Genomic DNA, 26,350 nt, shown 5'->3' on the forward strand with positions numbered 1-26,350 from the left:
CGGTCATTCTCCCTGTGCTAATCCCCCGTCCCGTAAACCGCGTTGACTTGAAGGTTATCGTTTTACGTCTATTCTTAACTTTCAGCTACGCGTATTTTGCTGAAATTGCAAATAGTCTTGAAGACGCTTTTTTTTGTTTTGCCGTTATTTTTATAACGGCCAGGTAGATATTGCCAAGTGAATGTAACTAAGGGAGACATGTTATGCTAAATAGATACTACCGTTTCGCTGTCGAAAAAGACGACCCCTCCGAAGCGCCAGAGTCGGGCGATAAGCCTGACAGCCAGCCGCAAAAAAAATCGTAATTTATCTGGATATTCCCCGACGTTTTTACGTTTGGGGAAAATAACCGTTTCGTTTCAACCTGGTTGCGAACAGTGAATATTTTACACGAAGTGACTATATATAAACGGGAGGGAACATGGAGTTTGATGCCTTCTTTTTAGCGAGACTCCAGTTTGCCTTTACCGTCTCTTTTCATATTATTTTCCCCGCGATTACGATTGGCTTAGCCAGTTACCTGGTGGTACTGGAAGGTCTATGGCTAAAAACGCGTAATCCTGTCTGGCGCTCGCTCTATCAGTTCTGGCTCAAAATTTTTGCCGTCAACTTCGGGATGGGCGTGGTCTCCGGTCTGGTCATGGCTTACCAGTTCGGAACGAACTGGAGCGGTTTCTCCCAGTTCGCCGGCAGTATCACCGGGCCTTTATTAACCTATGAAGTGCTCACCGCATTCTTCCTGGAAGCGGGATTCTTAGGCGTGATGCTTTTTGGCTGGAACAAAGTCGGGCCGGGCCTGCATTTCTTGTCTACCTGTATGGTGGCGTTGGGCACGTTAATGTCGACGTTCTGGATTCTGGCGTCTAACAGCTGGATGCATACCCCGCAGGGATTTGAAATTCACAACGGTCAGGTGGTCCCGGTGGACTGGTTCGCGGTGATTTTCAACCCGTCGTTCCCGTATCGCCTGTTGCATATGTCCGTTGCGGCGTTTTTAAGTAGCGCGATGTTTGTCGGCGCGTCCGCTGCCTGGCATTTACTGAAAGGTAACGATACGCCGGCTATCCGCCGTATGTTCTCGATGGCGTTATGGATGGCGGTCGTGGTGGCGCCCGTTCAGGCATTGATTGGCGATATGCACGGCCTTAATACCCTGAAGCATCAGCCGGTCAAAATCGCCGCGATTGAGGGGCACTGGGAAAATACGCCCGGCGAGCCAACGCCGCTTACGCTGGTAGGCTGGCCGGATATGGAGGCGGAACGGACCCGCTATGCGCTTGAGATCCCGGTGTTGGGCAGTCTGATCCTGACGCATAGCCTGGACAAACAGGTGCCTGCGCTAAAAGATTATCCCAAAGAGGATCGCCCCAACTCTACCGTGGTGTTCTGGTCTTTCCGTCTGATGGTGGGCATGGGCGTACTGATGATCTTCCTGGGGCTGGCCAGCCTGTGGCTGCGCTACCGACGCCGCCTGTATCATTCGCGGCCCTTTATGCACTTTGCGCTGTGGATGGGGCCGTCCGGGCTTATCGCCATCCTTGCCGGATGGGTGACGACTGAAGTAGGACGTCAGCCGTGGGTGGTCTATGGCCTGCTGCGAACGCGTGATGCGGTTTCCGCGCACAGCACCTTGCAGATGAGCATCAGTTTGCTGGCCTTCTTTGTGGTCTATTCCCTGGTCTTTGGGGTTGGCTATATTTATATGATTCGCCTTATCCAGAAAGGGCCGCAGCCGGCGGAGACACCGACCGCTGAAACCGATGGCAGACCCGCGCGTCCTATCTCTGCCGTGGGAGAATCGCTTGAGCAGGAGAAACGCGAATGACCATCGATCTTCCGGTTATCTGGTTTGCTATTATCGTGTTCGCCACGCTGATGTATATCGTAATGGATGGGTTCGATCTGGGCGTCGGTATCCTGTTTCCGTTTATTCGCGATAAACACGATCGCGATGTTATGGTGAACTCGGTCGCGCCGGTATGGGACGGGAACGAAACCTGGCTGGTGCTGGGCGGGGCCGGGCTTTTTGGCGCGTTCCCGTTGGCTTATGCCGTCATCACCGACGCGCTGACTATCCCGCTGGTGGTTATGCTGCTTGGTCTTATCTTTCGCGGCGTCGCTTTTGAATTCCGTTTTAAAGCCACCGAGTCGCATCGCGCGTTCTGGGATAAATCCTTTATCGTCGGGTCAATCCTGGCGACCTTTGCCCAGGGGGTTGTGGTGGGCGCGGTGGTGAGCGGTTTTCAGGTGGAAGGGCGAACCTTTAGCGGTTCGCAGCTTGACTGGCTGACGCCGTTTAACCTGTTCTGCGGTGTCGGTCTGGTTGTCACCTACGCGCTGCTGGGCGCTACCTGGCTGATTATGAAAAGCGAAGATCCGCTGCATAGCCGGATGTGCGCGCTGTCGCGCCCGTTGTTGATCGTCTTGTTGCTGGTGATGGGAGGCGTCAGCGTGTGGACGCCGCTCACCCACGACGACATCGCCGAGCGCTGGTTCACGCTGCCCAATTTATACTACTTCCTGCCGGTGCCTGTGCTGGTGTTGGCTTTTAGCGTCTGGCTATGGCGCAGCGTGAAAAAACCAGAATCCCATGCGCGTCCATTTATTCTCACGCTAGGGCTGATTTTTCTGGGGTTCAGCGGGTTAGGCATCAGTATTTGGCCGAATATTATTCCACCGGATATTTCGCTGTATGCCGCCGCCGCGCCGCCGCAAAGTCAAAGCTTTATGCTGGTTGGGGCGCTGATAATCATCCCGATTATTCTGGCTTATACCTTCTGGAGCTACTACGTCTTCCGTGGAAAAGTGCGACATGGAGAGGGATATCACTGATGGTTAAAGTGAAAAAATGGTCGCGGCGAGTCGTATGGATGGTCGCGATATGGTGCGCCAGCGTGCTTCTGCTGGCGGGCGTCGGAATGTTGTTCAGACTGCTCATGACCTCCGCAGGATTTCGCTCCTGACTGATACCCCCCGGACGCGCTTTCGTCTCTCGCGAAAGCGCGTTTTTATCGACAGATCGGCGTTTATCGATCACCTTTGTTCGCCTTATTTCTCCCCTCAATAGCGGTTGATAATTATTCTCATCTTTATTGTCGTTCCCGGGCCGCAGTGATATGGTTACACAGTGGCTAACGCTCTGGTATAACGCAGATAAACGGTATTGATAATGTCTCCGATCTCCTGTCACTCTTCCGCCGCCCCGGCGATGAAAAAGATCTTTTCCGTCAGTGACTTCATCGCGTTTGGCGAGCGTTATGGCATTGATTACCGCTTCCCTGCGTTACCGCAGTATACGCAGAGTAGTCCCGTACTTCATGGCGATATCGAAGAGATAGCGCTTCCCGGCGGGATTTGCATTACACGCTCGGATGTTCACGTGTTACAACCTTATGAAACCACCTCTCGCCATAGCAGTCCGCTGTATATGCTGGTGGTGCTGGAAGGTAACGTTGCGCTGGCTGTCAATGAGCAGACCTTTTTGTTGAGCGCGGGGATGGCGTTTTGCTCGCAACTGAGTGAGCAGCAGACGATACGCGCCCATCACGGCGCAGACAGCAAATTGCGCACCTTATCGCTGGGAATGTACCCGGACGGCGGGTGGCGGGAGCGTTTGCCTGTCTCGCTGGCAGACGAGTGGGAACGTAGCGCGGCCTCGGCGAGGGTCTGGCAGGTGCCGGAGTTTCTGCTTTCGGGGCTACGTTATGCGCAGCAGCCCGGACCTCATGCGGCGTCACGCCAGTTAATGCTGGAAGGCATCATGCTGCAATTGCTGGGCTATGCGCTCAATCTATGTCAGCCCGCAACGCAAAAACGCGGACTTCCCGTCACCGGTGAATATCAGCGGCTGGAGCTCATTCGGCGTTTACTGGAGCAGACGCCGGAAAAAGCCTACACGCTGAACGAACTGGCGCGTCGGGCGGCAATGAGTCCAAGTAGCCTGCGGTGCAAGTTTCGCCATGCCTATGGGTGTACCGTGTTTGATTATCTGCGTGATTGCCGCCTGGCGCGCGCGCGTCGTTATCTGATGGAGGGATACAGCGTGCAGCAGGCCGCCTGGATGTCAGGCTATCAACATGCCACAAACTTTGCGACGGCATTTCGTCGGCGTTATGGCTGCTCGCCCGGCGAGCTGCGTGACGCGTCTCTGACGGCGTCCCGACACTGTGCGTAACGCGCTCCGCCAGAGCGGTAATATCCGCCGCTAACCCGGTTTTCTGCCGCTTTGGGTGATTTTTTATCATTGCGCATAGGCAATCTGGCGTTACGCATAGTGGTCCGTCATCTCTAAAGGGTAATAATTCTTATTTACAATAAAGATGCCTTTGGAGATGTTCATGTTTGCGACAACGCGTATGGCGCTATTGATAGGCGGAGCTATCGGCGGCGCGACTTTTCCTCTTTTTGCCCAGGAAACCACAAAAAATGATACCGTCATTGTCACCTCGCCCGTTCAGAGTGGCGCGACCAAGCTGGCGACGCCAGATATTGAAACGCCGCAGTCGGTATCCATTATTACCCGCCAGCAGTTTGAAGAGCAGGGCGCAACCAGCGTGCGTCAGGCGGTCAGCTACACCCCAGGCGTATACAGTAATCAGATAGGCGCCTCTAACCGCTTTGATTACATCGTATTGCGTGGTTTTTCGGACGGTAGTCTGGATAACGTCTATCTCGACGGGTTAAAAATGATGGGCGACACCAATTCGCACAGTTCGTTGGTGGTTGACCCCTGGTTTCTGGAAGATATCGAGGTGGTACGCGGCCCGGCGTCCGTTCTGTATGGACGTTCATCGCCAGGCGGCATTGTCGCGCTGACGTCGCGAAAACCGGCGTTTGATGCCGGGGGAGAGGTGAAGCTGTTTGCCGGCAATCACAACCAGCGCGGGGCGGCTTTTGATGTGACCGGCCCACTGGATGACAATGAACGTGTGGCGGCGCGTCTTAGCGGCATGACACGTTACGCCGATTCGCAGTTTACCCCCTTGAAAGAGGAACGCTATGCGCTGATGCCGAGCCTGACCTGGCGAATTACCGATCGGACGCGCCTTGATCTTATGGCCTATCTGCACCGTGATCCGGAAGGCGGTAGCCACTCCGGACTGCCTTATCAAGGCACGGTTGTACCTTATAACGGCGGAAAAATTTCTAACACTTTCTTTGAAGGTGAAGATGACTACGACAAATACGATCGCCGTGAAAATATGGTGGGTTATAACATTGAGCATCTGTTCGATAGCGGCTGGTCGGTACGGCAAAAATTGCGCTATTTGCATACCAAAGTGACGTTGAATCAGGTCTATGCCGCAGGTTGGTTGAATGAAACGGCGCTGAATCGCGGCTATTCCGGCTCCGGGGAGAAAATGTCGGCTATCGCGCTGGATAATCAGCTCGACGGCAGTGTGGATACCGGGGCGATTAATCATCGTCTGCTGGCGGGGATCGATTATCAGGATCGCAGTAACCATACTACTGGCTATTATGGCGCGTTTCCGCCGATTGACGCTTTCAACCCCGTTTATGGCGCTCAGCCGGATTACATTACGTTGTATAGCCGTGAAAAACATAAGCTGCGGCAGACCGGATACTATTTACAGGATCAGATGTCATGGGATCGCTGGCGCTTTACGTTGGGCGGTCGTTACGATCGGGTCAGCGTGTCTAACATCGACAAACTTCATGATTCACGCAGCGATCTCGATAAAAACAACGTCAGCACCCGTGCTGCGTTGCTTTATCTGTTCGACAATGGCGTCGCCCCCTATCTCAGTTATTCTACCGCGTTTACGCCGACCAGCTTCGCCGACGAAAACGGCAATGTGCTGGAACCGATGAAAGGCAAGCAGTGGGAGGCGGGGGTAAAATACGAACCGCTGGGGGGGAACAGCCAGTTTAGCGCCGCCGTGTATCGTATTAACCAGACCAATATCGCGACCAAAGAAGAACCTACCGATCCGTACCGCTCGATTGGTGAAATTGAGTCTAAAGGGGTGGAACTGGAGGCCATTAGCCATTTGTCGGATAGCGTCCGTTTGCAGGCGGCGTATACCTATACTGATATCCGTTATAAGAAAAGTAGCCCGCAAGAGCAGGGTAAGCGCGCGGTTTATGCTCCACGGAACCAGGCCAGCGCCTGGCTAAGCTACGATGTGAAAAGCGGTCTGTTAGAGGGGCTGACTTTGGGCTCCGGCATCCGGTACGTCAACGGCGTGACCAGCGATCGCCTGAATACCCACACGTTGCCGTCCTATACATTGGTCGATATGGTGGTAGGGTATGATTTATCCAGCATTGGGTTAAATGGCTTGAGCGCCCAGCTCAACGTAAATAACCTGACGGACAAACGCTATGTCGCTGCCTGTAATTCGCTCTCTTATTGTTATTTTGGCGCCGAGCGTAGCATTGTAGGCAGCGTGTCATGGGCGTTTTGATAACGCTTATCGTCCGGTAGCAAAGGCTACCGGGCAAACATTAGCGGTGCGTCACGCCTTCATAGAGAAGTCTGAGCGCAAACATCCCGATAATGGCGCCGATAACACGGCTGGCAATGCGCTGTATACGCCCATAAGCGCGGCGGACTGCGGGGAGCGAAAAGGCCTGGCTGAGAAAAATACGCCAGATAACGGATGACAGCACAATTCCGGCCCAGGCCATTAACCTTGCCCATGTGGGCGTTTCTGCGCTAAGCGTTACGGAAAAAATACTGATAAAAAACAGTACGGTTTGCGGATTGGATAAATCGGTCATTAATCCCCGGCGAAAGAAAATCGTCCACGGAGCGGCAATTGGCGTCTGGAGCGTGCTCATTTGCGGCGTCGCCTGGTGGCGAATACTGTTCCAGGCGAACCATAATAAATAGGCGCCGCCGACAATTTTGATAAGAGAAAATACCGCTTCGCATTGCGTAATGAGCGTCGCCAGACCGAAAAGCCCCAGCCCGGAATAAAAGGCGTCTCCCGTGGCGACGCCCAGGCCGGTGATGACTCCCGCCCGGCGTCCTGATGCGAGGCTGGTTTGCACCACCACAAACAGATTCGCGCCGGGATTAAAAAAGGTTAACACAAACAGACTGACGGTAAGCACAACGGCATGAAACGGCTCCATAGGCAACTCTTCTCTTAGCCTCAAGAAATACCCTTCATCTTATTAATAGTCAAACCAGATGATTGCGAGTGAGATCACAAAGCAGGGGCGTTTTAATCCGCGTTGTTACGCCGACAGAGCGGGGGCTGACTGGATTTTTCCAGCAATCTACACTACTTATTTAATCAGTCCGAACGGCCTTTTTGTTCTGATAAAGCGATGATGGCGTAATAATAAAACGAGGGTTTTGCTATGAAAACTGGCTACAAGGTTATGCTTGGCGCATTAGCGTTTGTCGTGACAAACGTTTATGCCGCAGAAATCATGAAAAAAACGGACTTTGATAAAGTCGCCTCCGAATACACGAAAATTGGCACGATTTCCACCACCGGGGAAATGTCGCCGCTGGATGCCAGAGAAGATTTAATCAAAAAGGCGGATGAAAAAGGGGCGGATGTGGTGGTGCTGACGTCCGGGCAGACAGAAAATAAAATTCATGGTACGGCTGATATTTATAAAAAGAAATAAAAGCGTTGCATCATAAAAATACCCGCCTGGGTTTCCGGCGGGTATTTTTATTCCAGGCAACCGTCATCCGTTTTGCCGGATGACGGCCTGCAGTAAACGTAGCGCCATCAGGCATTCAGGACGCTGTCATTTGTCTTAATTATCCGACTGGTCTTTGGCACCAGCTTTTAAACGACGCCACAGAGTGGTGCGGCTAATCCCCAGATAACGCGCCGCGGCGCTCTTATCGCCCTTAAAGCGCGCCAGTACATCCTGTAACGTGTGCGCATCCACGGTTGAAGGCGTCAGTTCTGCTGTGTTCACCATAAGCTCAGGTAATAACTGCCGCATAAATTGCCTGTCCAGCGTTGGCGCGGGATCGACGCTTAAAAAAAGCGCCAGGCGCTCCATCATATTACGCAGTTCGCGAATATTACCGGGCCAGCGCCAGGCCAGCAAAAGCGGCTGACACTGTGTCAATCCATGACGTATCGATTCGGTAAACGGAATTTCCATCGCCGCCAGCGACTGTTTTAAAAAGCTTTCCGCCAGCGGCAAAATATCAGCCTGCCGCTCGCGCAAAGGAGGAAGCGTCAGACGCAGAATACTCAGGCGATAAAAGAGATCGGGGCGAAAACGTCCTTGCATTATCTCCCGATCCAGATCGCAATGCGTAGCGCTGATCACCCGGACCTCCACCGGGATCGGCTGGTGTCCGCCGACGCGAGTGACGGCTTTTTCCTCCAGTACGCGCAAAAGTCGGGTTTGTAAGGGCAAGGGCATTTCGCCGATTTCATCCAGAAACAGCGTGCCGCCGTGTGCGATTTCAAATAGCCCCGCCCGGCCTCCTCGTCGTGAACCGGTAAACGCGCCCTCTTCATAACCAAACAGTTCCGCTTCCAGCAACGACTCGGTAATCGCGCCGCAATTGACGGCGACAAAGGGAGGGGATGGCTTATTCTGACGGTGAGGCTGGCGGTGAAAAAACGTCTGGTGAATCGCCTGCGCCGCCAGCTCTTTTCCGGTCCCTGTTTCCCCCTGAATCAGCACTGCCGCACGGGAGCGGGCATAGAGCGTAATCGTCTGGCGGAGCTGCTCCATTTGCGGCGACTGGCCGCGTATATCGCCCAGTTCATACCGGGTTTGTAATCCCTTGCCGGATGGGTAATCCACGCGCTGGCGCCGTGTCAGACGGGTCATATCCAGCGCATCATGGAAAGCCTGACGAACGGTCGCCGCGGAATAAATAAAGATGGCGGTCATTCCCGCTTCTTCCGCCAGATCGGTAATTAATCCCGCGCCGACGACGGCTTCAATACCGTTGGCCTTAAGTTCGTTAATTTGCCCGCGCGCGTCCTCTTCGGTGACATAGCTTCGCTGTTCAAGACGGAGGTGAAACGTTTTCTGAAAGGCAAGTAAAGCCGGAATGGTCTCCTGATAGGTCACGATACCGATAGACGAGGTGAGCTTTCCCGCTTTCGCCAGCGCCTGTAATACATCGAATCCGCTGGGCTTGATGAGGATCACCGGTATTGACAGGCGACTTTTTAAATAGGCCCCGTTCGAACCCGCCGCGATAATCGCGTCGCAGCGCTCGGTCGCCAGTTTTTTGCGAATGTAGGTCACCGCCTTTTCAAAGCCGAGTTGAATAGGCGTGATGGTCGCCAGATGATCGAATTCCAGGCTGATATCCCGAAACAGTTCGAACAGACGCGTTACGGAGACCGTCCAGATCACCGGTTTATCGCTATTATCGCGCGGAGCGCTGTGAGCAGTCGTCATCGCAGTAGGTTCATCTTTAAGGGGCGATTTTTTGTTTTAAACGTGTTTCATAAATGTTGCAATGAAACAGGGCGATTCGTTTCATGAAACGTTAGCTGACACGTTTTTCTTTTCCCTTAATCGCGCTTATTCATAACAGGAATGACTGTAATTACCTGTTTTTAAATCTCATTGTATTTAATTTTCTCGCAGCCTCTTTGCCTGGCATAGCCTTTGCTTTGGTGAATACATTCTGAGTAACAATTTACTAACATGAGGACGAGATATGTCTTTACATTCGCCGGGGCTGGCATTTCGCGCCGCGCTCTCTAAAGAGAATCCATTACAAATTGTCGGCGCTATCAATGCCAACCATGCTCTGTTGGCCCAACGGGCCGGGTATCAGGCTATCTATCTTTCTGGCGGCGGCGTAGCGGCGGGCTCGCTCGGACTGCCGGACCTGGGGATTTCTACGCTGGATGATGTGTTAACCGATATCCGGCGCATCACGGATGTTTGCCCGCTGCCGCTGTTGGTGGATGCGGATATTGGCTTTGGTTCCTCCGCCTTTAATGTCGCGCGGACGGTAAAGTCCATAGCCAAAGCGGGCGCCGCCGCGCTGCATATTGAAGACCAGGTTGGCGCTAAGCGCTGTGGACACCGTCCAAACAAAGCGATCGTCTCGAAAGAGGAGATGGTAGACAGAATTCGGGCGGCAGTGGATGCGCGCACCGATCCGAACTTTGTGATCATGGCGCGTACCGATGCGCTGGCGGTGGAAGGGCTGGAGGCGGCTCTCGATCGCGCGCAGGCTTACGTGGACGCGGGGGCTGACATGCTGTTCCCGGAGGCGATCACCGAACTGTCGATGTACCGCCAGTTCGCCGACGTGGCGCAGGTGCCGATCCTCGCCAACATCACTGAGTTTGGCGCGACGCCGCTGTTTACGACCGACGAGTTGCGCAGCGCAAACGTGGCGATGGCGCTCTATCCGTTGTCGGCGTTTCGCGCCATGAACCGCGCCGCAGAAAAAGTCTATACCGTGCTGCGCCAGGAAGGGACGCAAAAGAACGTGATCGACATCATGCAGACCCGCAACGAGCTGTACGAAAGCATCAATTACTACCAGTTCGAAGAGAAGCTGGACGCGCTGTACAGGAATAAAAAATCGTAGCCTGTAGGCCTGATAAGGCGAAGCCGCCATCAGGCAATGCCGGATAGCACTACGTTTATCCCGCCTACGGTACGGCCTACACACCTCAATACCCTACACATTACAATAATGACGAGGACAATATGACAGACACGACGATCCTGCAAAACAACACGCATGTCATTAAGCCTAAAAAATCGGTCGCGCTTTCCGGCGTACCTGCCGGAAATACCGCTCTGTGTACCGTGGGAAAAAGCGGTAACGATCTGCACTATCGCGGTTACGACATTCTCGATCTGGCGGAGCACTGCGAATTTGAAGAAGTCGCGCATTTACTGATCCACGGAAAATTACCGACCCGCGACGAGCTGAACGCGTATAAAAGCAAATTAAAAGCGCTGCGCGGATTACCCGCCAATGTCCGTACCGTTCTGGAAGCGTTACCGGCGGCCTCGCACCCGATGGACGTGATGCGTACTGGCGTTTCCGCGCTGGGCTGCACCCTGCCGGAAAAAGAGGCACATACCGTCTCCGGCGCGCGCGATATTGCCGATAAGCTGTTGGCCTCGCTCAGCTCTATCCTTCTTTACTGGTATCACTACAGCCACAACGGCGAACGTATTCAGCCGGAAACCGACGATGATTCCATCGGCGGCCATTTCCTGCATCTGCTGCACGGTGAAAAGCCAACCCAAAGCTGGGAAAAGGCGATGCATATTTCGCTGGTGCTGTACGCCGAGCATGAGTTCAACGCCTCGACGTTTACCAGCCGGGTGATTGCCGGAACCGGCTCGGATGTCTACTCCGCGATTATCGGCGCGATTGGCGCGCTGCGCGGCCCGAAACACGGCGGGGCGAATGAGGTGTCGCTGGAAATTCAACAGCGTTATGAAACGCCGGACGAGGCAGAGGCGGATATCCGTAAACGTGTGGAAAACAAAGAGGTGGTGATTGGCTTTGGACATCCGGTTTACACCATCGCCGACCCGCGCCATCAGGTGATCAAACGGGTGGCGAAACAGCTTTCAGAAGAAGGCGGCTCGCTGAAGATGTACCACATCGCTGACCGTCTGGAAACGGTGATGTGGGAGACAAAAAAGATGTTCCCGAATCTCGACTGGTTTTCGGCGGTCTCCTACAACATGATGGGCGTCCCTACCGAAATGTTCACCCCGCTGTTTGTCATCGCCCGCGTAACCGGCTGGGCGGCGCACATTATTGAACAGCGTCAGGACAACAAGATTATTCGCCCCTCTGCCAACTATACCGGGCCGGAAGATCGTCCGTTTGTCTCGATAGACGATCGTTGCTAACTCACTCTTATTAAAAATAAAACGCAGGAAACGTACCCTATGTCTACCCAAGAACTGAACATCCGCCCGGAATTTGACCGCGAAATCGTCGATATCGTGGATTACGTGATGAATTACGAGATCACCTCAAAGGTGGCGTACGACACCGCGCATTATTGCCTGCTCGACACGCTCGGCTGTGGTCTGGAAGCGCTGGAATACCCGGCCTGTAAAAAATTGCTTGGGCCAATCGTGCCAGGCACGGTGGTGCCCAACGGCGCACGCGTGCCGGGCACCCAGTTCCAGCTCGATCCGGTACAGGCAGCCTTTAACATTGGCGCGATGATCCGCTGGCTCGATTTTAACGATACCTGGCTTGCCGCCGAGTGGGGCCATCCTTCTGATAACCTCGGCGGTATTCTGGCGATTGCGGATTGGTTGTCACGCAATGCCGTCGCCGCCGGCAAAGCGCCGCTGACCATGAAACAGGTATTGAGCGGGATGATCAAAGCCCATGAAATTCAGGGCTGCATCGCGCTGGAAAACGCCTTCAACCGTGTCGGGCTTGACCATGTGCTGCTGGTGAAAGTGGCCTCGACCGCGGTGGTCGCTGAAATGCTGGGGCTGACGCGCGATGAGATCCTCAACGCGGTATCGCTGGCGTGGGTGGATGGGCAGTCGTTGCGCACTTATCGTCATGCGCCGAATACCGGTACGCGCAAATCCTGGGCGGCGGGCGATGCGACTTCGCGCGCGGTACGTCTGGCGCTGATGGCGAAAACCGGCGAGATGGGCTATCCCTCGGCGCTCACCGCCAAAACCTGGGGCTTCTACGACGTTTCATTCAAAGGTGAAACGTTCCGTTTCCAGCGACCTTACGGCTCCTACGTCATGGAAAACGTGCTATTTAAAATTTCTTTCCCGGCAGAATTCCACTCGCAAACCGCCGTCGAAGCGGCGATGACGCTGTATGAGCAGATGCAGGCCGCGGGCAAAACGGCAGCGGATATCGAGAAAGTGACCATCCGCACCCACGAAGCCTGTCTCCGCATTATCGATAAAAAAGGCCCACTCAATAACCCGGCGGACCGCGATCACTGTATCCAGTATATGGTCGCCGTGCCGCTGCTGTTCGGACGGTTAACCGCGGCGGATTATGAAGACGAGGTGGCGCAGGACAAGCGTATTGACGCCCTGCGCGAGAAAATCGTGTGTTATGAGGACCCGGCTTTTACCGCCGACTATCACGACCCGGAAAAACGAGCTATCGGCAATGCGATCACCGTGGAGTTTACTGATGGCTCACGCTTTGGCGAGGTTGTCGTGGAGTATCCGATTGGTCATGCGCGTCGCCGCGCCGACGGTATTCCGAAGCTTATCGAAAAATTTAAAATTAACCTGGCGCGTCAGTTCCCGACTCGCCAGCAGCAACGCATTCTGGATGTCTCCCTGGACAGAGCCCGCCTGGAGCAGATGCCGGTTAACGAATACCTCGATTTATATGTCATCTGAGCCAGCCAGCAGTAAGGCGTAAGTTCAACAGGAGAGCGTGATGTCTTTTAGCGAATTTTATCAGCGTTCCATTAACGAACCGGAGGCGTTCTGGGCCGAGCAGGCCCGACGTATCGACTGGCGACAGCCGTTTACGCAGACGCTGGATCATAGCCGTCCACCGTTTGCCCGCTGGTTTTGCGGCGGCACCACTAACTTATGTCATAACGCCGTTGACCGCTGGCTGGATAAACAGCCGGAGGCGCTGGCGCTGATTGCCGTCTCATCAGAGACCGATGAAGAGCGCACATTTACCTTCAGCCAGTTGCATGATGAAGTCAACGCTGTGGCCGCCATGCTGCTGTCGCTGGGCGTGCAGCGTGGCGATCGCGTATTGGTCTATATGCCGATGATTGCCGAAGCGCAGATAACCCTGCTGGCCTGCGCGCGCATTGGCGCGATCCATTCGGTGGTCTTTGGCGGTTTTGCCTCGCACAGCGTGGCGGCGCGCATTGACGATGCCAGACCGGCGCTGATTGTGTCGGCGGATGCCGGAGCGCGGGGCGGTAAAATCCTGCCGTATAAAAAGCTGCTTGATGACGCTATTGCGCAGGCGCAGCATCAGCCGAAACACGTTCTGCTGGTGGACAGAGGGCTGGCGAAAATGGCGTGGGTGGATGGGCGCGATCTGGATTTTGCCACGTTGCGCCAGCAGCATTTCGGCGCGAGAGTGCCGGTGGCGTGGCTGGAATCCAATGAAACTTCGTGCATTCTTTACACCTCCGGCACTACCGGCAAACCGAAAGGCGTCCAGCGCGACGTCGGCGGTTATGCGGTGGCGCTGGCAACCTCGATGGACACCATTTTTGGCGGCAAGGCGGGCGGCGTATTCTTTTGCGCATCGGATATCGGCTGGGTCGTCGGCCACTCCTATATCGTTTACGCGCCGCTGCTGGCAGGCATGGCGACTATTGTTTACGAAGGACTGCCGACGTACCCGGACTGCGGGGTCTGGTGGAAAATTGTCGAGAAATACCAGGTTAACCGGATGTTTTCCGCCCCGACCGCGATTCGCGTGCTGAAAAAATTCCCGACGGCGCAAATCCGCAATCACGATCTCTCCTCGCTGGAGGCGCTTTATCTGGCCGGTGAGCCGCTGGACGAGCCGACGGCCAGTTGGGTGACGGAGACGCTGGGTGTGCCGGTTATCGACAATTATTGGCAGACGGAGTCCGGCTGGCCGATCATGGCGCTGGCGCGTGCGCTGGATGACAGGCCGCCGCGTCTGGGAAGTCCCGGCGTGCCGATGTACGGTTATAACGTCCAGCTACTCAATGAAGTCACCGGCGAGCCCTGCGGCATAAATGAAAAGGGGATGCTGGTGATCGAAGGGCCGCTGCCGCCGGGCTGTATTCAGACTATTTGGGGCGACGATGCGCGTTTTGTGAAGACTTACTGGTCGCTGTTTAACCGTCAGGTTTATGCCACTTTCGACTGGGGAATCCGCGACGCCGAGGGGTATTACTTTATTCTGGGCCGTACCGATGATGTGATTAATATTGCGGGTCATCGGCTGGGGACGCGAGAAATAGAAGAAAGTATCTCCAGCTACCCGAACGTAGCGGAAGTGGCGGTAGTGGGGATAAAAGACGCTCTGAAAGGGCAGGTAGCGGTGGCGTTTGTCATTCCGAAGCAGAGCGATACGCTGGCGGATCGCGAGGCGGCGCGCGACGAGGAAAACGCGATTATGGCGCTGGTGGACAACCAGATCGGTCACTTTGGTCGTCCGGCGCATGTCTGGTTTGTCTCGCAGCTCCCCAAAACGCGTTCCGGAAAGATGCTTCGCCGCACGATCCAGGCGATCTGCGAAGGCCGCGATCCGGGCGATCTGACAACCATTGACGATCCCGCGTCGTTGCAGCAAATTCGCCAGGCGATCGAGGAATAGCCGTAAGCCGGATAAGCCGCGTCCGGCAACGGGTCAGGCTCAGCGACTGAATAGTGGGGTGTAAAGTCGGGAAAGGGCGGCAGCGCGCCGCCCTGTAACAGAATTAACGCAGAATATTTTTCTCAGCCAGATCCAGCGCGAAGTAGCTGAAAATCAAATCGGCGCCGGCGCGTTTAATCGAGCCCAGACTTTCCAGCACGACCTTTTCTTCATCGATGGCGCCAGCCATAGCAGCAAATTTAATCATGGCATATTCACCGCTCACCTGGTAAGCGCCAAGCGGCAACTCTGTGCGTTCGCGGATTTCACGCAGCACGTCCAGATACGCGCCGGCCGGTTTCACCATTAAGCAATCCGCGCCCTGGGCTTCGTCGAGCAGTGATTCGCGAATCGCTTCACGGCGGTTCATCGGATTCATTTGATACGTTTTGCGGTCGCCTTTTAACGCGGTGCCCGCTGCTTCACGGAAGGGGCCGTAGAAAGAAGAGGCGAACTTAGTGGAGTAGGACATTATTGCCGTATCGGTAAAACCGGCGGCATCCAGCGCCTGGCGGATAGCCTGGACTTGTCCATCCATTGCCGCGGAGGGCGCAATAAAATCTGCTCCAGCCGCCGCCGCGACAACGGCCTGCTTGCCGAGGTTGGCCAGCGTCGCGTCGTTATCCACACCGTGTTCGCACAACACGCCGCAGTGGCCGTGCGAGGTGTATTCGCAGAAGCAGGTGTCGGACATGACGATCATCTCCGGTACGGTTTGCTTACAGATGCGGGACATTCTTGCCACCAGGCCGTCTTCTTTCCAGGTATCGCTGCCGGTGTCATCAGTATGGTGAGAAATGCCGAAGGTCATAACGGAACGAATGCCAGCATTTGCGATACGTTCAATCTCTCGCGCCAGCTGCTTTTCCGGGATACGCATTACGCCGGGCATGGCATCAATAGCTTTGTAATCGTCGAGTTCTTCTTCAACAAAGATCGGCAACACCAGGTCGTTCAGGCTAAGTGTTGTCTCTTCAAACATAGCGCGCAGCGCAGCGGATTTGCGCAGGCGGCGAGGGCGATGGATAAGGTCTGTCATGGTCTGCCTGATGTTTGTGGAATCGAAGGCCCAGTATACCTGAATCTGCAGGCAGATGTTTTACGAAAACGGTCCTTAACGTAGCAGGCGCAGCCCCGGCGGCGGCAGAACATGGCGCTTCTTTTATATACCGAAGATTAATACCTCAGGCACTATATCATTTTAAATAAGAATTAGTTTTACGTTGTTTTTAGTTTTATTTCATCGTCATTTAAGTAAATGTGGGTTTCAACATTATTCATGTTTATTTTGTTTTTCTTTAATCCATATTTATCTTATATGTGTTTTGTTTTTTTATTTTCTTGTAAGACCATGAAAAAGAATGCTTTTCAATTATAAATTTTCCTTTTATTACGTCCTTTTAATTCATATCCGAATCCGGACTGAGGATAAAGAATAATTGAACCTTTTAGCAATGACGCCGCATAATCCTTCTTGCTAAACATCTGTATGTTTTTATGCATTGATAATTGATGGATCAACTATATTACGTCCCTGAGGAGGGATGACAAATGCACTCCTGGAAAAAGAAACTTGTAGTCTCACAATTAGCATTGGCTTGCACTCTGGCAATCACTTCTCAGGCGAATGCTACTACTTATAACACTTTTGGGTATCATGACGACGCAACTACCCAGTACGCTGGGATCAATACTGACACCGATTATGTAACTTACGGTGGTTATGTTTATTACAATCCTGCAACTACCGATTTCGATCAATCCTTTAACAACGATACTGTAAATGGTGTTATTTCTACGTATTATCTGAACAATGACTACACCGCAGATTCTACGAATACACTGAATATCACCAATTCTACCATCCATGGCATGATTACTTCCCAACATATGTGGGATGACACAGCATATGTTGATCATGACTGGGATGATGGCGATACATTTACCCTCAATATCGCTAACTCCACTATCGATGATGATTATGAATATTTCTACTTCACCGATGATTATAATAATGCTGATGGAAAAGTTACTACGGAAGATTGGCGTACTTCCGAATTAGCTTCTTTAGGCACTGCTGTAACGTTGGATGTCGAAAGTAATATTAATATCACCAATAACTCTCGTGTTGCAGGTATTACTCTGAGCCAGGGCGATACTTACGACGCAACATATGCTACTGGTGGGGATAGCGCTTATGTTCATACTTGGGACAACACTATTGTCGTTGACAATTCCACTGTTACATCAGGGGCTGTGACTCCGCTTGAGGGTAGCGGTTGGTTTGGTAACTCTTCAGAGCCAAGCGATTATTCTGGCAACGCTGTTTATGATACAACGACAGGAACCTGGTACCATAATCCGAATGACACTGCTTTATCGTTCTCAGATGATCCTGACTCATACTATTCGATGAAGAACAACGTTACATTCACCAACGGTTCAACGTTGATGGGTGATGTTGTGTTTACGAGTAACTTCAACAATGCTGACGACGCGAATGCTGATTCCAATGGCGATGGTGTTATCAGCGCCAGCGATGGTTTCAGCCCAATCGGTTATGACACCAACAATGATGGCGTAGAAGATACGAATGGCGGTTGGAGTCACGACAACGATAACGTTGATGAACTGAACCTCAAACTGGATAACGGTAGTAAGTGGGTAGGTGACGCATACTTTAGCTATGAGTATATCGCACCGGCTGATATGTACGATCTTGAAGATGGTACTAACAGCTTAGAACCAAGTTCTACTGTGGATAAATGGGGCAACGTTGTTGATGACAAGACCTTCCAGAGCGGTATCTTCACTGTAGCGCTGGATAACGGTTCTGAATGGGATACGGTAAACACTTCAAACGTCGATACCCTAACTGTTAATAATGGTTCTCAGGTTAACGTAGCTGATAGTTCTTCTTTAATCGCAGACACCATCACATTGACCAATGGTTCAACGATGAACCTCAGTTCCTATGGTGAAGTTGATACCGATCACCTGACGGTTGATAGCTACAGTAAAGTTGATCTGACAAACGAAACTGCTTATCTGTATGCTAACACTATTACCGTATCAAACGGCGGTGAATTCAGCATCGGTGCTGGTGAATTTGATGCCGATTCTTTCGGTACAGATACTCTGGAACTGACCAACGCTGGTGTATTTAACATCAACAACAGCGACTATGTGCTGAATGCTGATTTGGTTAACGGCCACACCAACACAACCGATACATCAAACGCTACCTATGGTTACGGTGTCATCGCTATGACTTCTGACGGTCATTTGACCGTGAATGGTAATGGTGATTATTACAACGGTGATAACACTGCTGATACTACTTACAGTGCTAACGGTGAAGCGGATAATAGCTACACTGACAACGTTGTAGCCGCAACTGGTAACTATAAAGTGCGCATCGACAACGCTACTGGTGCCGGTTCTGTTGCGGATTACAAAGGCAACGAGCTGATTCGTGTCAATGACGTAAACACCGACGCGACCTTCTCTGCAGCAAACAAAGCTGACCTGGGTGCTTACACCTATCAGGCTAAGCAGGAAGGCAACACTGTCGTGCTGGAACAGATGGAACTGACCGACTACGCTAACATGGCGCTGAGCATTCCTTCTGCGAACACCAATATCTGGAACCTGGAACAAGACACCGTTGGTACTCGTCTGACCAACGCTCGTCATGGCCTGGCGGATAACGGCGGCGCATGGGTAAGCTACTTCGGCGGTAACTTCAACGGCGACAACGGCACCATTAACTACGATCAGGATGTTAATGGCATCATGGTCGGTGTTGATACCAAAGTTGACGGTAACAACGCTAAGTGGATCGTTGGTGCGGCAGCAGGCTTCGCGAAAGGCGATCTGAGCGATCGTACCGGTCAGGTGGATCAGGACAGCCAGTCTGCCTACATCTACTCTTCCGCTCGTTTCGCAAACAACATCTTTGTTGACGGTAACTTGAGCTACTCTCACTTCAACAACGATTTGTCTGCTAATATGAGCGACGGTACTTACGTTGACGGCAACACCTCTTCTGACGCCTGGGGCTTCGGCTTGAAACTGGGTTATGATCTGAAGCTGGGTGATGCAGGCTACGTAACGCCTTACGGCAGCGTATCCGGTCTGTTCCAGTCTGGCGACGACTACCAGCTGAGCAACGACATGAAAGTTGACGGTCAGTCTTACGACAGCATGCGTTATGAACTCGGTGTAGATGCAGGTTATACCTTCACTTACAGCGAAGATCAGGCGTTGACCCCGTACTTCAAACTGGCTTACGTTTACGACGACTCCAACAACGATGCTGACGTAAACGGCGACTCTATCGACAACGGCGTAGAAGGTTCTGCGGTACGTGTTGGTCTGGGTACTCAGTTCAGCTTCACGAAGAACTTCAGCGCCTACACCGATGCTAACTACCTCGGCGGCGGTGATGTTGATCAAGACTGGTCTGCAAACGTTGGTGTTAAATATACCTGGTAATCATTTTCTCTCAGGAGAAATAAAGGTAATTTAAACTGAAAAATGCCCGTCAAGGACTTGACGGGCATTATTGCAAGGAATGCATATGTTATCTTTAAGCAAGCCACTACAGGAATTCTACAGACTCGATAAATGCCTTTCTAAGCATGGTACGCGTTTCGAGTTTGTTAATGATAAAGAGATTATCTGTTCACCTGATGAAAGTAATACCCATACCTTTGTTATTTTAGAGGGGGTTGTTTCGTTAGTTCGGGGTGATAAAGTTCTTATTGGTATTGTGCAGGCCCCCTTTATTTTCGGCTTAGCCGATGGTGTGGCGAAAAAAGAGGCACAATATAAATTAATTGCGGAGAGCGGTTGCATCGGTTATCGCCTCTCATCATCACAAACTCTCGCCATCATTGAGCAGAACCAACTGTGGCGTGAAGCCTTCTGTTGGATAGTATGGAAAAGTCAGGTACTGGAACTTCGTGACAAGCAGCTCATTGGTAATAATTCTTACGACCAGATTCGTGCGACGTTAATGACAATGATTGAGTGGGATGAAGAACTTCGCTCACGTATTGGTGTTATGAATTATATTCATCAACGAACGCGCGTATCGCGATCGGTGGTGGCGGAAGTTCTCGCGGCCCTGCGTAAGGGTAATTACATTGAAATGAATAAAGGCAAACTGATCAGTATTAACCGTTTGCCCTCCGAATATTAACAAAAGGTTGCGCCTCGTCTGATATAGCGCGAGGCGCGACGACTCAGGATGCAGGAATAGCAATCGGTTTATTGCCGCTTAGCTCAGTAACCAAATCGTTAATCCCGTCGCTCATATTGGTAAAACGAGTGAGGGGGGAACGGGTTACGACCACAAAAGCGCCAATATTATATTGCGGGATCATCGCCATATAGGTAATAAAACCGCCGCCGCCTCCTGTTTTCTGGATAATGCCTGGACGTCCGTCTTTTGGCGCCATATAGACCCAGCCCAGACCGAGCGCGTCGGCTTTACCCGGTACGTCCATCCCAATGATTTTCTTTAACTGTGTGCGCTGATAAATCAACGTTTGCATACGATCGGCCTGTTGGCTACGGTGATAGAAATCTGACGACAGATACTGTTGCATCCAGCGCATCATATCTCCTGGCGTAGAATAGACCCCACCGCTGCCAATGGCAGCCAGCGTATTATTACAGGGGCTTGCGCCTTTCTCTGCCACCATCAGACGCTTACACTGATCGGGAGAGGGGGTAAACGTGGTGTCTTTCATTCCCAGCGGGCGAGTAATCTTTTCTTCAAACAGTTGCGTATAAGGTTTGCCGGAGGCGGTCGCCAGCGCGTCGGCTAACAGGTCGAACGCCAGATTGGAATAGGCCGCCTGTGAACCGGGCGCGACTTTTAACGTTGCTGTGGAGAGCCAGTTCCAGCGTTGTTCGCGGGTTGGCCAGACAAATACCGGACGATGCGCCGCGCCGCCGGGCTGTTCTCGCGGAAGCGCGCTGGTGTGGGTCGCTAAGTTGACCAACGTAATCGGCGTGCCTTGATACGTCGGGACATGCGCGCCGGGAGGCGCATATTTGCTGAGAGGATCGTTTAATTTTACCGTTCCCTGATCGAGCAATTTTACCAACATTTCACTGGTCATGAGCTTGGTGAGAGAAGCGATACGAATGACCGAATCAAGCTGTGGACGAACATTATTGCCCGGTCTGGTGTCACCGAAACTACGAAACACGCGTTGATTGCCGTCGATCACCACCAGCGCCATGCCCGTGGCACCGCTACCATAAAAGATATGCTCGGCATAACGATCAACGATATCAGAGGCAAAAACCGGATCGGCAATCGGCTGAGCCGCCTGGACAGAAGTAAGTGATGCCGCAAACAGCATGGCAGTAAAAAGCAGACTACGTTTCAACGGTGATGTCCATAAGTGAAATAACGGTGGTTATGCGTATTTATACTACCCGGCGGCACATTGCAAAACGTTAAAGAGAAAAAAGTGGGTGAAAAAACGTAACGGCGGGTTTTCGTGATGGAGAATGTTTACTTTTGTGATAGAGCGCTTGTGATAACCTGATAGCGTCAGCCTGCCTGCTTAGGATGAAACTCGTCGAAACAATTCTGTTGAGCAGAAGTGCGAACTAAGCGTCACAACGTAGGTCACAATGCCTGGTTTAGCCCTTTCATTTGCGTGGGCATGGCGTGATATTGCCGCCGTCACAGCAGCCGTAATAAAGAGAAGAAGTTAGCAGGAGAGCATGATGTTTAAATCTTTTTTCCCAAAGCCAGGGCCGTTTTTCATGTCGGCGTTTGTTTGGGCGCTGATCGCCGTCATTTTCTGGCAGGCGGGAGGAGGAGATTGGGTGGCGCGACTTGTGGGGGCATCCGATGAAGTGCCTATCAGCGCAGCGCGCTTCTGGTCGCTGGACTATCTGATTTTTTATGCTTATTACCTGATTTGCGTGGGATTATTTGCAACGTTCTGGTTCATCTATAGCCCGCACCGCTGGCAGTACTGGTCGATACTTGGCACCTCGCTCATTATTTTTGTCACCTGGTTTTTGGTGGAGGTTGGCGTTGCGGTTAACGCCTGGTACGCACCATTCTATGATTTGATTCAAACGGCGCTCAGCTCGCCGCACAAGGTCACTCTTGGTCAATTTTATCATGAAGTGGGGGTGTTTCTCGGTATTGCGCTTATCGCCGTGGTGATCGGTGTGCTGAACAACTTCTTTGTCAGCCACTATGTATTTCGCTGGCGTACCGCAATGAATGAGCACTATATGGCGCACTGGCAGTACCTGCGCCATATCGAAGGGGCCGCCCAACGTGTGCAGGAAGACACCATGCGTTTTGCCTCTACACTGGAGAATATGGGCGTGAGTTTTATCAATGCCATCATGACGCTCATCGCCTTTCTGCCGGTGTTAGTCACCCTGTCAGCACATGTGCCGGATTTACCCATCGTAGGGCATATCCCTTACGGCCTGGTCATTGCCGCCATAGTCTGGTCATTAATGGGGACGGGCCTGCTGGCGGTCGTCGGGATCAAATTGCCGGGGCTGGAATTTAAAAATCAGCGAGTGGAAGCCGCTTATCGTAAGGAGCTGGTCTACGGTGAAGATGACGCCAGCCGCGCCACGCCGCCCACCGTCCGTGAACTGTTTAGCGCGGTGCGCCATAACTACTTCCGTCTCTACTTTCACTATATGTATTTCAACATCGCGCGCATTCTCTATTTGCAGGTCGATAACGTTTTCGGTTTGTTCCTGCTGTTTCCTTCCATTGTTGCCGGTACGATTACGCTGGGTCTGATGACGCAAATTACCAACGTGTTTGGCCAGGTGCGCGGTTCGTTCCAGTATTTGATTAACTCCTGGACGACGCTGGTGGAGCTGATGTCTATTTATAAACGTTTACGTAGCTTTGAACGTCAGTTGGATGGTCAGCCAGTTCAGGAAGTGACCCACTCTTTTAGCTAACAGAAGGAAACGTTATGTCGGCGGCGTCCCGTCTTTATCCTCTGCCTTTTCTGGCGGTCGCCATATTGGCTGGCTGTAGTAGTCAATCCGGGCAGCCGGTGAGCAAGGGCGAGAAGCCTGTCGACGTGGCAAGCGTAGTACGTCAGAAAATGCCGGCCAGTGTCAAAGACAGAGAGGCCTGGGCGAAAGATATCGCGACAACGTTTAAGAGCCAGGGGCTGGCGCCGACGGTAGAAAATATCTGTTCGGTGCTGGCTGTCGCCCAGCAGGAGTCCGGTTATCAGGCGGATCCTGTCGTGCCGGGGCTAAGTAAAATCGCCTGGCAGGAGATTGATCGCCGCGCTGAACGACTACACATTCCGCTGTTTCTGGTGCACACCGCGCTGAAAATTAACTCCCCCAACGGCAAGAGCTATAGCGAACGCCTGGACACGGTAAAAACCGAAAAACAGCTTAGCGCTATTTTTGACGACTTTATCAATATGGTCCCTATGGGGCAGACGCTATTTGGCGCATATAACCCGGTGCATACGGGCGGCCCGATGCAGGTCAGCATTGCCTTTGCCGAACAGCACGCGAAAGGCTATCCGTGGAATATGGCGGGTACGGTACGTCAGGAGGTCTTTACGCGCCGTGGCGGATTGTGGTTTGGAACCTACCATTTGCTGAATTACCCGGCGAACTACAGCGCGCCTGTTTTCCGCTTCGCCGACTTCAACGCGGGATGGTACGCCAGCCGTAACGCTGCGTTCCAGAATGCCGTCAGTAAAGCCAGTGGGGTAAAACTGGCGCTGGATGGCGATCTGATTCGTTATAACAGCAAGGAACCGGGCAAAACAGAGTTAGCGGTGCGCAAACTGGCAGGGCAGTTGGGAATGAGTGAGCGCGAAATTCGCAGCCAACTGGAGAAAGGCGATAGCCTGGCGTTTGAAAAAACGGCGCTCTACAAGAAAGTCTATAAACTGGCCGAGGCCAAAACGGGCAAGACGCTTGCGCGGGAAATGTTGCCCGGTATTCAACTGGAAAGCCCGAAGATCACGCGCAAGCTGACGACCGCCTGGTTTGCTAAACGAGTTGATGAGCGGCGGGCGCGGTGTATGGGGCGATAAATTTCGCGCTGGGATATTTTCTCCAGCGCGCTAAGGTTTATTGGTGACGGTGACGCCAGCGTAAAAACGCGGCGATAACGGCGAAAATGAGGCAGCCCGTGAGGAAGGGCACCAGGCCAAAAATCGTCCCGACGCCCAGCCCAATCTCTACCCGCGGTCGACCTGTATCCTGTACCTGCATCAGATGCTCATAGATGCCCGGCGCATGAACCAGCAGGTTTAAGAGTTGCGCTCCGGCCCAGAAGCAAAACAGTACAAATATGGCGTAAGCAATATTTCCGGGCGTAGAGGAGGTTTCTCGATGCTTCCCGCTGAACAGCGATTTTGAGAGAGTGAAATCAGCCATAAAGACCTCCAGGATGATCGGCTACGATCTGGCGTTATGCCATCGGCTTACTGTGAAGTCTGACAGGTCATTGTGTTTGTCAATATCAGAATCATGGTAATTTCACATATGGAATGTATCCATCGCGTAAATTTTTGTTAGTTGTCACAAAACGATCACTTTTATCAAAATCAATTAACATTTAAGAAATTCCGTATCCCCCACAGACTCGCTCGCCAGAAGTATGCAAAAATACGTTTTTGTTGCTGTTAATACGTCGGAGTCGTTATGCGTTTGCCTGTAAAAATTCGTCGTGACTGGCACTACTATGCCTTCTCTATTGGCCTTATCTTTATTTTGAATGGCGTCGTAGGATTGCTGGGATTTGAGGCGAAAGGATGGCAAACCTATGGTGTTGGGCTGGTAACGTGGATTATTAGCTTCTGGCTGGCGGGGTTCATCATTCGCCGGCGCGAAGATGGTGAGGTAAAAGACGCCCGATAAACGTTGCGCTATCGGGCGTGCGCTATTACATCGTGGTTTTTAAGGCGTTATTCGCCGTATGGCGTTCCAGCGCCAGCTCAATCAGACGGCTGATCAAATCGGTATAGCCCAATCCGCTCGCCTGCCAGAGTTTTGGATACATACTGATATTGGTAAAACCTGGCAGCGTATTAATTTCGTTAATCACGACCTCATTGTCTGCCGTTAAGAAGACATCGACACGCGCCATACCCGCGCATCCCAGCGTCTGATAAGCCTGGATCGCGATCGCGCGGATCTTGTCATTCACCTCGGAAGGGATCTGCGCAGGCACGACAACTTGTGCGCCATTATCATCAATATACTTAGTATCGTAGGCGTAAAATTCGCTGTTCAGTACGATTTCGCCGCAGGTACTGGCCTGTGGGTTATCGTTACCTAATACGGCGCATTCGATCTCGCGCCCTTTGATCCCTTGCTCCACCACCACTTTATGATCGAATTCGAAAGCCAGCGCGACCGCCTGCTGATATTGCGCTTCGTTAGCGACTTTACTGACGCCGACCGAAGAGCCCTGATTGGCGGGCTTAACGAACAGCGGCAGTCCCAGACGGGATTCAACCTCGGCAAAACTAAACGCGTGACGATTCGTTCGGGTGAGTGTAATAAACGGGGCGATATTCAGTCCTGCATCGCGTAGCAGTCGTTTGGCGACGTCTTTATCCATGCAGGCTGCGGAGCTCAGCACGTCTGAACCGACAAACGGTAAGTTTGCGACGCGCAGCATCCCCTGCAATGAGCCGTCTTCGCCCAGCGTACCGTGGACGATAGGAAAAATAACATCTACCGTCGGTAGCGGCTGCCCGTTCTGGGCGTTAATCAATTGGTGTTGATGTTTGCCAGGCACCTGGGCCAGACTGATTGCCGAAGGACGTAGCGCGATATGTGCCGGATCGTCTGCATTCTGCAAATAATTTTCCGCATCGTTAACATGCCATTGTCCTGCCTTATCTATCCCTAACAGCACCACGTCGAAGCGGGTTTTATCGATCGCATCAACGATATTTTTCGCTGATTGCAAAGACACTTCATGTTCCGCCGACTTACCGCCAAATACTATTCCTACCCGCAATTTCGCCATCTTAAAAACCCATTCCATCGAATGCAAAGCGTATACATTACCACGAC

22 protein-coding genes and 1 pseudogene are annotated in these 26,350 nt (G+C 52.4%); 17 read left to right on the forward strand and 6 right to left on the reverse strand.

Translation table 11 applies throughout. The features are described from left to right. The first annotated feature begins 203 nt into the window (after window positions 1–203). The 7 genes and pseudogenes from ssaA (at window position 204) to foxA (ending at window position 6,428) form a co-directional block, all read left to right on the forward strand. The gene (gene ssaA / locus ABVN44_RS04275; RefSeq protein WP_000934834.1) at window positions 204–305 is read left to right on the forward strand and encodes a small effector SsaA; all 102 of its coding nucleotides are present in this window, start codon (window positions 204–206) and stop codon (window positions 303–305) included. 116 nt (window positions 306–421) lie between these two features. After that, on the forward strand, window positions 422–1,825 hold the full coding sequence (locus ABVN44_RS04280; protein WP_023231390.1) for a cytochrome ubiquinol oxidase subunit I: 1,404 nt from the start codon (window positions 422–424) through the stop codon (window positions 1,823–1,825). After that, entirely contained in the window at window positions 1,822–2,832 is a 1,011-nt protein-coding gene (gene cydB, locus ABVN44_RS04285; protein WP_000151047.1) for a cytochrome d ubiquinol oxidase subunit II, read from the forward strand. The genes ABVN44_RS04280 and cydB overlap by 4 nt, the downstream gene beginning before the upstream one ends. Further along, complete coding sequence (locus tag ABVN44_RS04290; RefSeq protein WP_305954967.1) at window positions 2,778–2,963, forward strand: DUF2474 domain-containing protein; 186 nt, start codon at window positions 2,778–2,780, stop codon at window positions 2,961–2,963. The genes cydB and ABVN44_RS04290 overlap by 55 nt, the downstream gene beginning before the upstream one ends. Then, window positions 2,882–3,074: pseudogene (locus ABVN44_RS04295) on the forward strand (hypothetical protein). Before ABVN44_RS04290 ends, ABVN44_RS04295 begins: the two are co-directional and overlap by 82 nt. A 95-nt stretch (window positions 3,075–3,169) precedes the next feature. Beyond that, window positions 3,170–4,174, forward strand: a complete 1,005-nt coding sequence (foxR, locus tag ABVN44_RS04300) for a ferrioxamine uptake transcriptional regulator FoxR (RefSeq protein ID WP_000074609.1) — start codon at window positions 3,170–3,172, stop codon at window positions 4,172–4,174. A gap of 145 nt (window positions 4,175–4,319) precedes the next feature. Continuing rightward, on the forward strand, window positions 4,320–6,428 hold the full coding sequence (gene foxA / locus ABVN44_RS04305) for a ferrioxamine B receptor FoxA (RefSeq protein ID WP_109821309.1): 2,109 nt from the start codon (window positions 4,320–4,322) through the stop codon (window positions 6,426–6,428). A gap of 40 nt (window positions 6,429–6,468) precedes the next feature. Here the strand turns inward: foxA and ABVN44_RS04310 are convergent, their stop codons facing one another. Further along, on the reverse strand, window positions 6,469–7,101 hold the full coding sequence (locus tag ABVN44_RS04310; protein ID WP_000433131.1) for a LysE family transporter: 633 nt from the start codon (window positions 7,099–7,101) through the stop codon (window positions 6,469–6,471). Window positions 7,102–7,332: 231 nt separating this feature from the next. Between ABVN44_RS04310 and yahO the strand changes: the two genes are divergently transcribed. Beyond that, window positions 7,333–7,608, forward strand: a complete 276-nt coding sequence (yahO, locus tag ABVN44_RS04315; RefSeq protein ID WP_000848026.1) for a DUF1471 family periplasmic protein YahO — start codon at window positions 7,333–7,335, stop codon at window positions 7,606–7,608. Window positions 7,609–7,743: 135 nt separating this feature from the next. On the opposite strand, the gene prpR is transcribed toward yahO, so the two are convergent. Further along, on the reverse strand, window positions 7,744–9,369 hold the full coding sequence (gene prpR, locus ABVN44_RS04320) for a propionate catabolism operon regulatory protein PrpR (RefSeq protein WP_023231392.1): 1,626 nt from the start codon (window positions 9,367–9,369) through the stop codon (window positions 7,744–7,746). Between the two features lie 265 nt (window positions 9,370–9,634). Between prpR and prpB the strand changes: the two genes are divergently transcribed. From prpB to prpE, 4 genes are all read left to right on the forward strand, one after another. After that, entirely contained in the window at window positions 9,635–10,522 is an 888-nt protein-coding gene (prpB, locus tag ABVN44_RS04325; protein WP_023231393.1) for a methylisocitrate lyase, read from the forward strand. A 122-nt stretch (window positions 10,523–10,644) separates the two neighbouring features. Continuing rightward, entirely contained in the window at window positions 10,645–11,814 is a 1,170-nt protein-coding gene (gene prpC / locus ABVN44_RS04330; protein ID WP_000132746.1) for a 2-methylcitrate synthase, read from the forward strand. 39 nt (window positions 11,815–11,853) lie between these two features. After that, a complete protein-coding gene (locus ABVN44_RS04335; RefSeq protein WP_010835256.1) occupies window positions 11,854–13,305 on the forward strand; it encodes a bifunctional 2-methylcitrate dehydratase/aconitate hydratase in 1,452 nt (483 codons plus the stop codon). 40 nt (window positions 13,306–13,345) lie between these two features. Then, complete coding sequence (gene prpE, locus ABVN44_RS04340; protein WP_023232048.1) at window positions 13,346–15,232, forward strand: propionate--CoA ligase; 1,887 nt, start codon at window positions 13,346–13,348, stop codon at window positions 15,230–15,232. A 103-nt stretch (window positions 15,233–15,335) separates the two neighbouring features. Here prpE and hemB read toward each other — a convergent pair whose 3' ends face one another. After that, complete coding sequence (gene hemB / locus ABVN44_RS04345; protein WP_000130728.1) at window positions 15,336–16,310, reverse strand: porphobilinogen synthase; 975 nt, start codon at window positions 16,308–16,310, stop codon at window positions 15,336–15,338. 512 nt (window positions 16,311–16,822) lie between these two features. On the opposite strand from hemB, the gene ABVN44_RS04350 reads away from it, so the two are divergent. After that, entirely contained in the window at window positions 16,823–19,768 is a 2,946-nt protein-coding gene (locus ABVN44_RS04350) for an autotransporter outer membrane beta-barrel domain-containing protein (protein WP_023232049.1), read from the forward strand. Window positions 19,769–19,853: 85 nt separating this feature from the next. Continuing rightward, complete coding sequence (gene iprA / locus ABVN44_RS04355; protein ID WP_000950242.1) at window positions 19,854–20,477, forward strand: hydrogen peroxide resistance inhibitor IprA; 624 nt, start codon at window positions 19,854–19,856, stop codon at window positions 20,475–20,477. A 43-nt stretch (window positions 20,478–20,520) separates the two neighbouring features. Here iprA and ampH read toward each other — a convergent pair whose 3' ends face one another. Further along, entirely contained in the window at window positions 20,521–21,678 is a 1,158-nt protein-coding gene (ampH, locus tag ABVN44_RS04360; protein ID WP_000830777.1) for a D-alanyl-D-alanine-carboxypeptidase/endopeptidase AmpH, read from the reverse strand. A gap of 346 nt (window positions 21,679–22,024) precedes the next feature. Here ampH and sbmA point away from each other — a divergent pair, with 346 nt between their 5' ends. Further along, complete coding sequence (gene sbmA, locus ABVN44_RS04365; RefSeq protein ID WP_000477023.1) at window positions 22,025–23,245, forward strand: peptide antibiotic transporter SbmA; 1,221 nt, start codon at window positions 22,025–22,027, stop codon at window positions 23,243–23,245. Between the two features lie 14 nt (window positions 23,246–23,259). Beyond that, complete coding sequence (gene yaiW, locus ABVN44_RS04370; protein ID WP_023232050.1) at window positions 23,260–24,354, forward strand: surface-exposed outer membrane lipoprotein YaiW; 1,095 nt, start codon at window positions 23,260–23,262, stop codon at window positions 24,352–24,354. Between the two features lie 37 nt (window positions 24,355–24,391). Here yaiW and ABVN44_RS04375 read toward each other — a convergent pair whose 3' ends face one another. Beyond that, window positions 24,392–24,700 (reverse strand): YaiY family protein, encoded by a 309-nt coding sequence (locus ABVN44_RS04375; protein ID WP_000763139.1) that lies wholly within the window; start codon window positions 24,698–24,700, stop codon window positions 24,392–24,394. 267 nt (window positions 24,701–24,967) lie between these two features. Here ABVN44_RS04375 and ABVN44_RS04380 point away from each other — a divergent pair, with 267 nt between their 5' ends. Beyond that, window positions 24,968–25,183: a DUF2754 family protein gene (locus ABVN44_RS04380; protein WP_001239242.1), complete on the forward strand. Its 216-nt coding sequence runs from the start codon at window positions 24,968–24,970 to the stop codon at window positions 25,181–25,183. Between the two features lie 25 nt (window positions 25,184–25,208). Here the strand turns inward: ABVN44_RS04380 and ddlA are convergent, their stop codons facing one another. Next, window positions 25,209–26,303, reverse strand: a complete 1,095-nt coding sequence (gene ddlA / locus ABVN44_RS04385; RefSeq protein WP_001096588.1) for a D-alanine--D-alanine ligase — start codon at window positions 26,301–26,303, stop codon at window positions 25,209–25,211. Between the last annotated feature and the right edge of the window lie 47 nt (window positions 26,304–26,350).

The organism is Salmonella sp. SJTUF15570 (genome assembly GCF_043357055.1).
GTDB lineage: Bacteria > Pseudomonadota > Gammaproteobacteria > Enterobacterales > Enterobacteriaceae > Salmonella > Salmonella enterica.

What these genes read in the sequence shown, in the direction of transcription:
- ssaA (WP_000934834.1), top strand. Translation starts at nt 204, where the DNA reads ATGCTAAATAGATACTACCGTTTCGCTGTCGAAAAAGACGACCCCTCC.
- ABVN44_RS04280 (WP_023231390.1), top strand. Translation starts at nt 422, where the DNA reads ATGGAGTTTGATGCCTTCTTTTTAGCGAGACTCCAGTTTGCCTTTACC.
- cydB (WP_000151047.1), top strand. Translation starts at nt 1,822, where the DNA reads ATGACCATCGATCTTCCGGTTATCTGGTTTGCTATTATCGTGTTCGCC.
- foxR (WP_000074609.1), top strand. Translation starts at nt 3,170, where the DNA reads ATGTCTCCGATCTCCTGTCACTCTTCCGCCGCCCCGGCGATGAAAAAG.
- foxA (WP_109821309.1), top strand. Translation starts at nt 4,320, where the DNA reads ATGCCTTTGGAGATGTTCATGTTTGCGACAACGCGTATGGCGCTATTG.
- ABVN44_RS04310 (WP_000433131.1), bottom strand. Translation starts at nt 7,101, where the DNA reads ATGGAGCCGTTTCATGCCGTTGTGCTTACCGTCAGTCTGTTTGTGTTA.
- yahO (WP_000848026.1), top strand. Translation starts at nt 7,333, where the DNA reads ATGAAAACTGGCTACAAGGTTATGCTTGGCGCATTAGCGTTTGTCGTG.
- prpR (WP_023231392.1), bottom strand. Translation starts at nt 9,369, where the DNA reads ATGACGACTGCTCACAGCGCTCCGCGCGATAATAGCGATAAACCGGTG.
- prpB (WP_023231393.1), top strand. Translation starts at nt 9,635, where the DNA reads ATGTCTTTACATTCGCCGGGGCTGGCATTTCGCGCCGCGCTCTCTAAA.
- prpC (WP_000132746.1), top strand. Translation starts at nt 10,645, where the DNA reads ATGACAGACACGACGATCCTGCAAAACAACACGCATGTCATTAAGCCT.
- ABVN44_RS04335 (WP_010835256.1), top strand. Translation starts at nt 11,854, where the DNA reads ATGTCTACCCAAGAACTGAACATCCGCCCGGAATTTGACCGCGAAATC.
- prpE (WP_023232048.1), top strand. Translation starts at nt 13,346, where the DNA reads ATGTCTTTTAGCGAATTTTATCAGCGTTCCATTAACGAACCGGAGGCG.
- hemB (WP_000130728.1), bottom strand. Translation starts at nt 16,310, where the DNA reads ATGACAGACCTTATCCATCGCCCTCGCCGCCTGCGCAAATCCGCTGCG.
- ABVN44_RS04350 (WP_023232049.1), top strand. Translation starts at nt 16,823, where the DNA reads ATGCACTCCTGGAAAAAGAAACTTGTAGTCTCACAATTAGCATTGGCT.
- iprA (WP_000950242.1), top strand. Translation starts at nt 19,854, where the DNA reads ATGTTATCTTTAAGCAAGCCACTACAGGAATTCTACAGACTCGATAAA.
- sbmA (WP_000477023.1), top strand. Translation starts at nt 22,025, where the DNA reads ATGTTTAAATCTTTTTTCCCAAAGCCAGGGCCGTTTTTCATGTCGGCG.
- yaiW (WP_023232050.1), top strand. Translation starts at nt 23,260, where the DNA reads ATGTCGGCGGCGTCCCGTCTTTATCCTCTGCCTTTTCTGGCGGTCGCC.
- ABVN44_RS04375 (WP_000763139.1), bottom strand. Translation starts at nt 24,700, where the DNA reads ATGGCTGATTTCACTCTCTCAAAATCGCTGTTCAGCGGGAAGCATCGA.
- ABVN44_RS04380 (WP_001239242.1), top strand. Translation starts at nt 24,968, where the DNA reads ATGCGTTTGCCTGTAAAAATTCGTCGTGACTGGCACTACTATGCCTTC.
- ddlA (WP_001096588.1), bottom strand. Translation starts at nt 26,303, where the DNA reads ATGGCGAAATTGCGGGTAGGAATAGTATTTGGCGGTAAGTCGGCGGAA.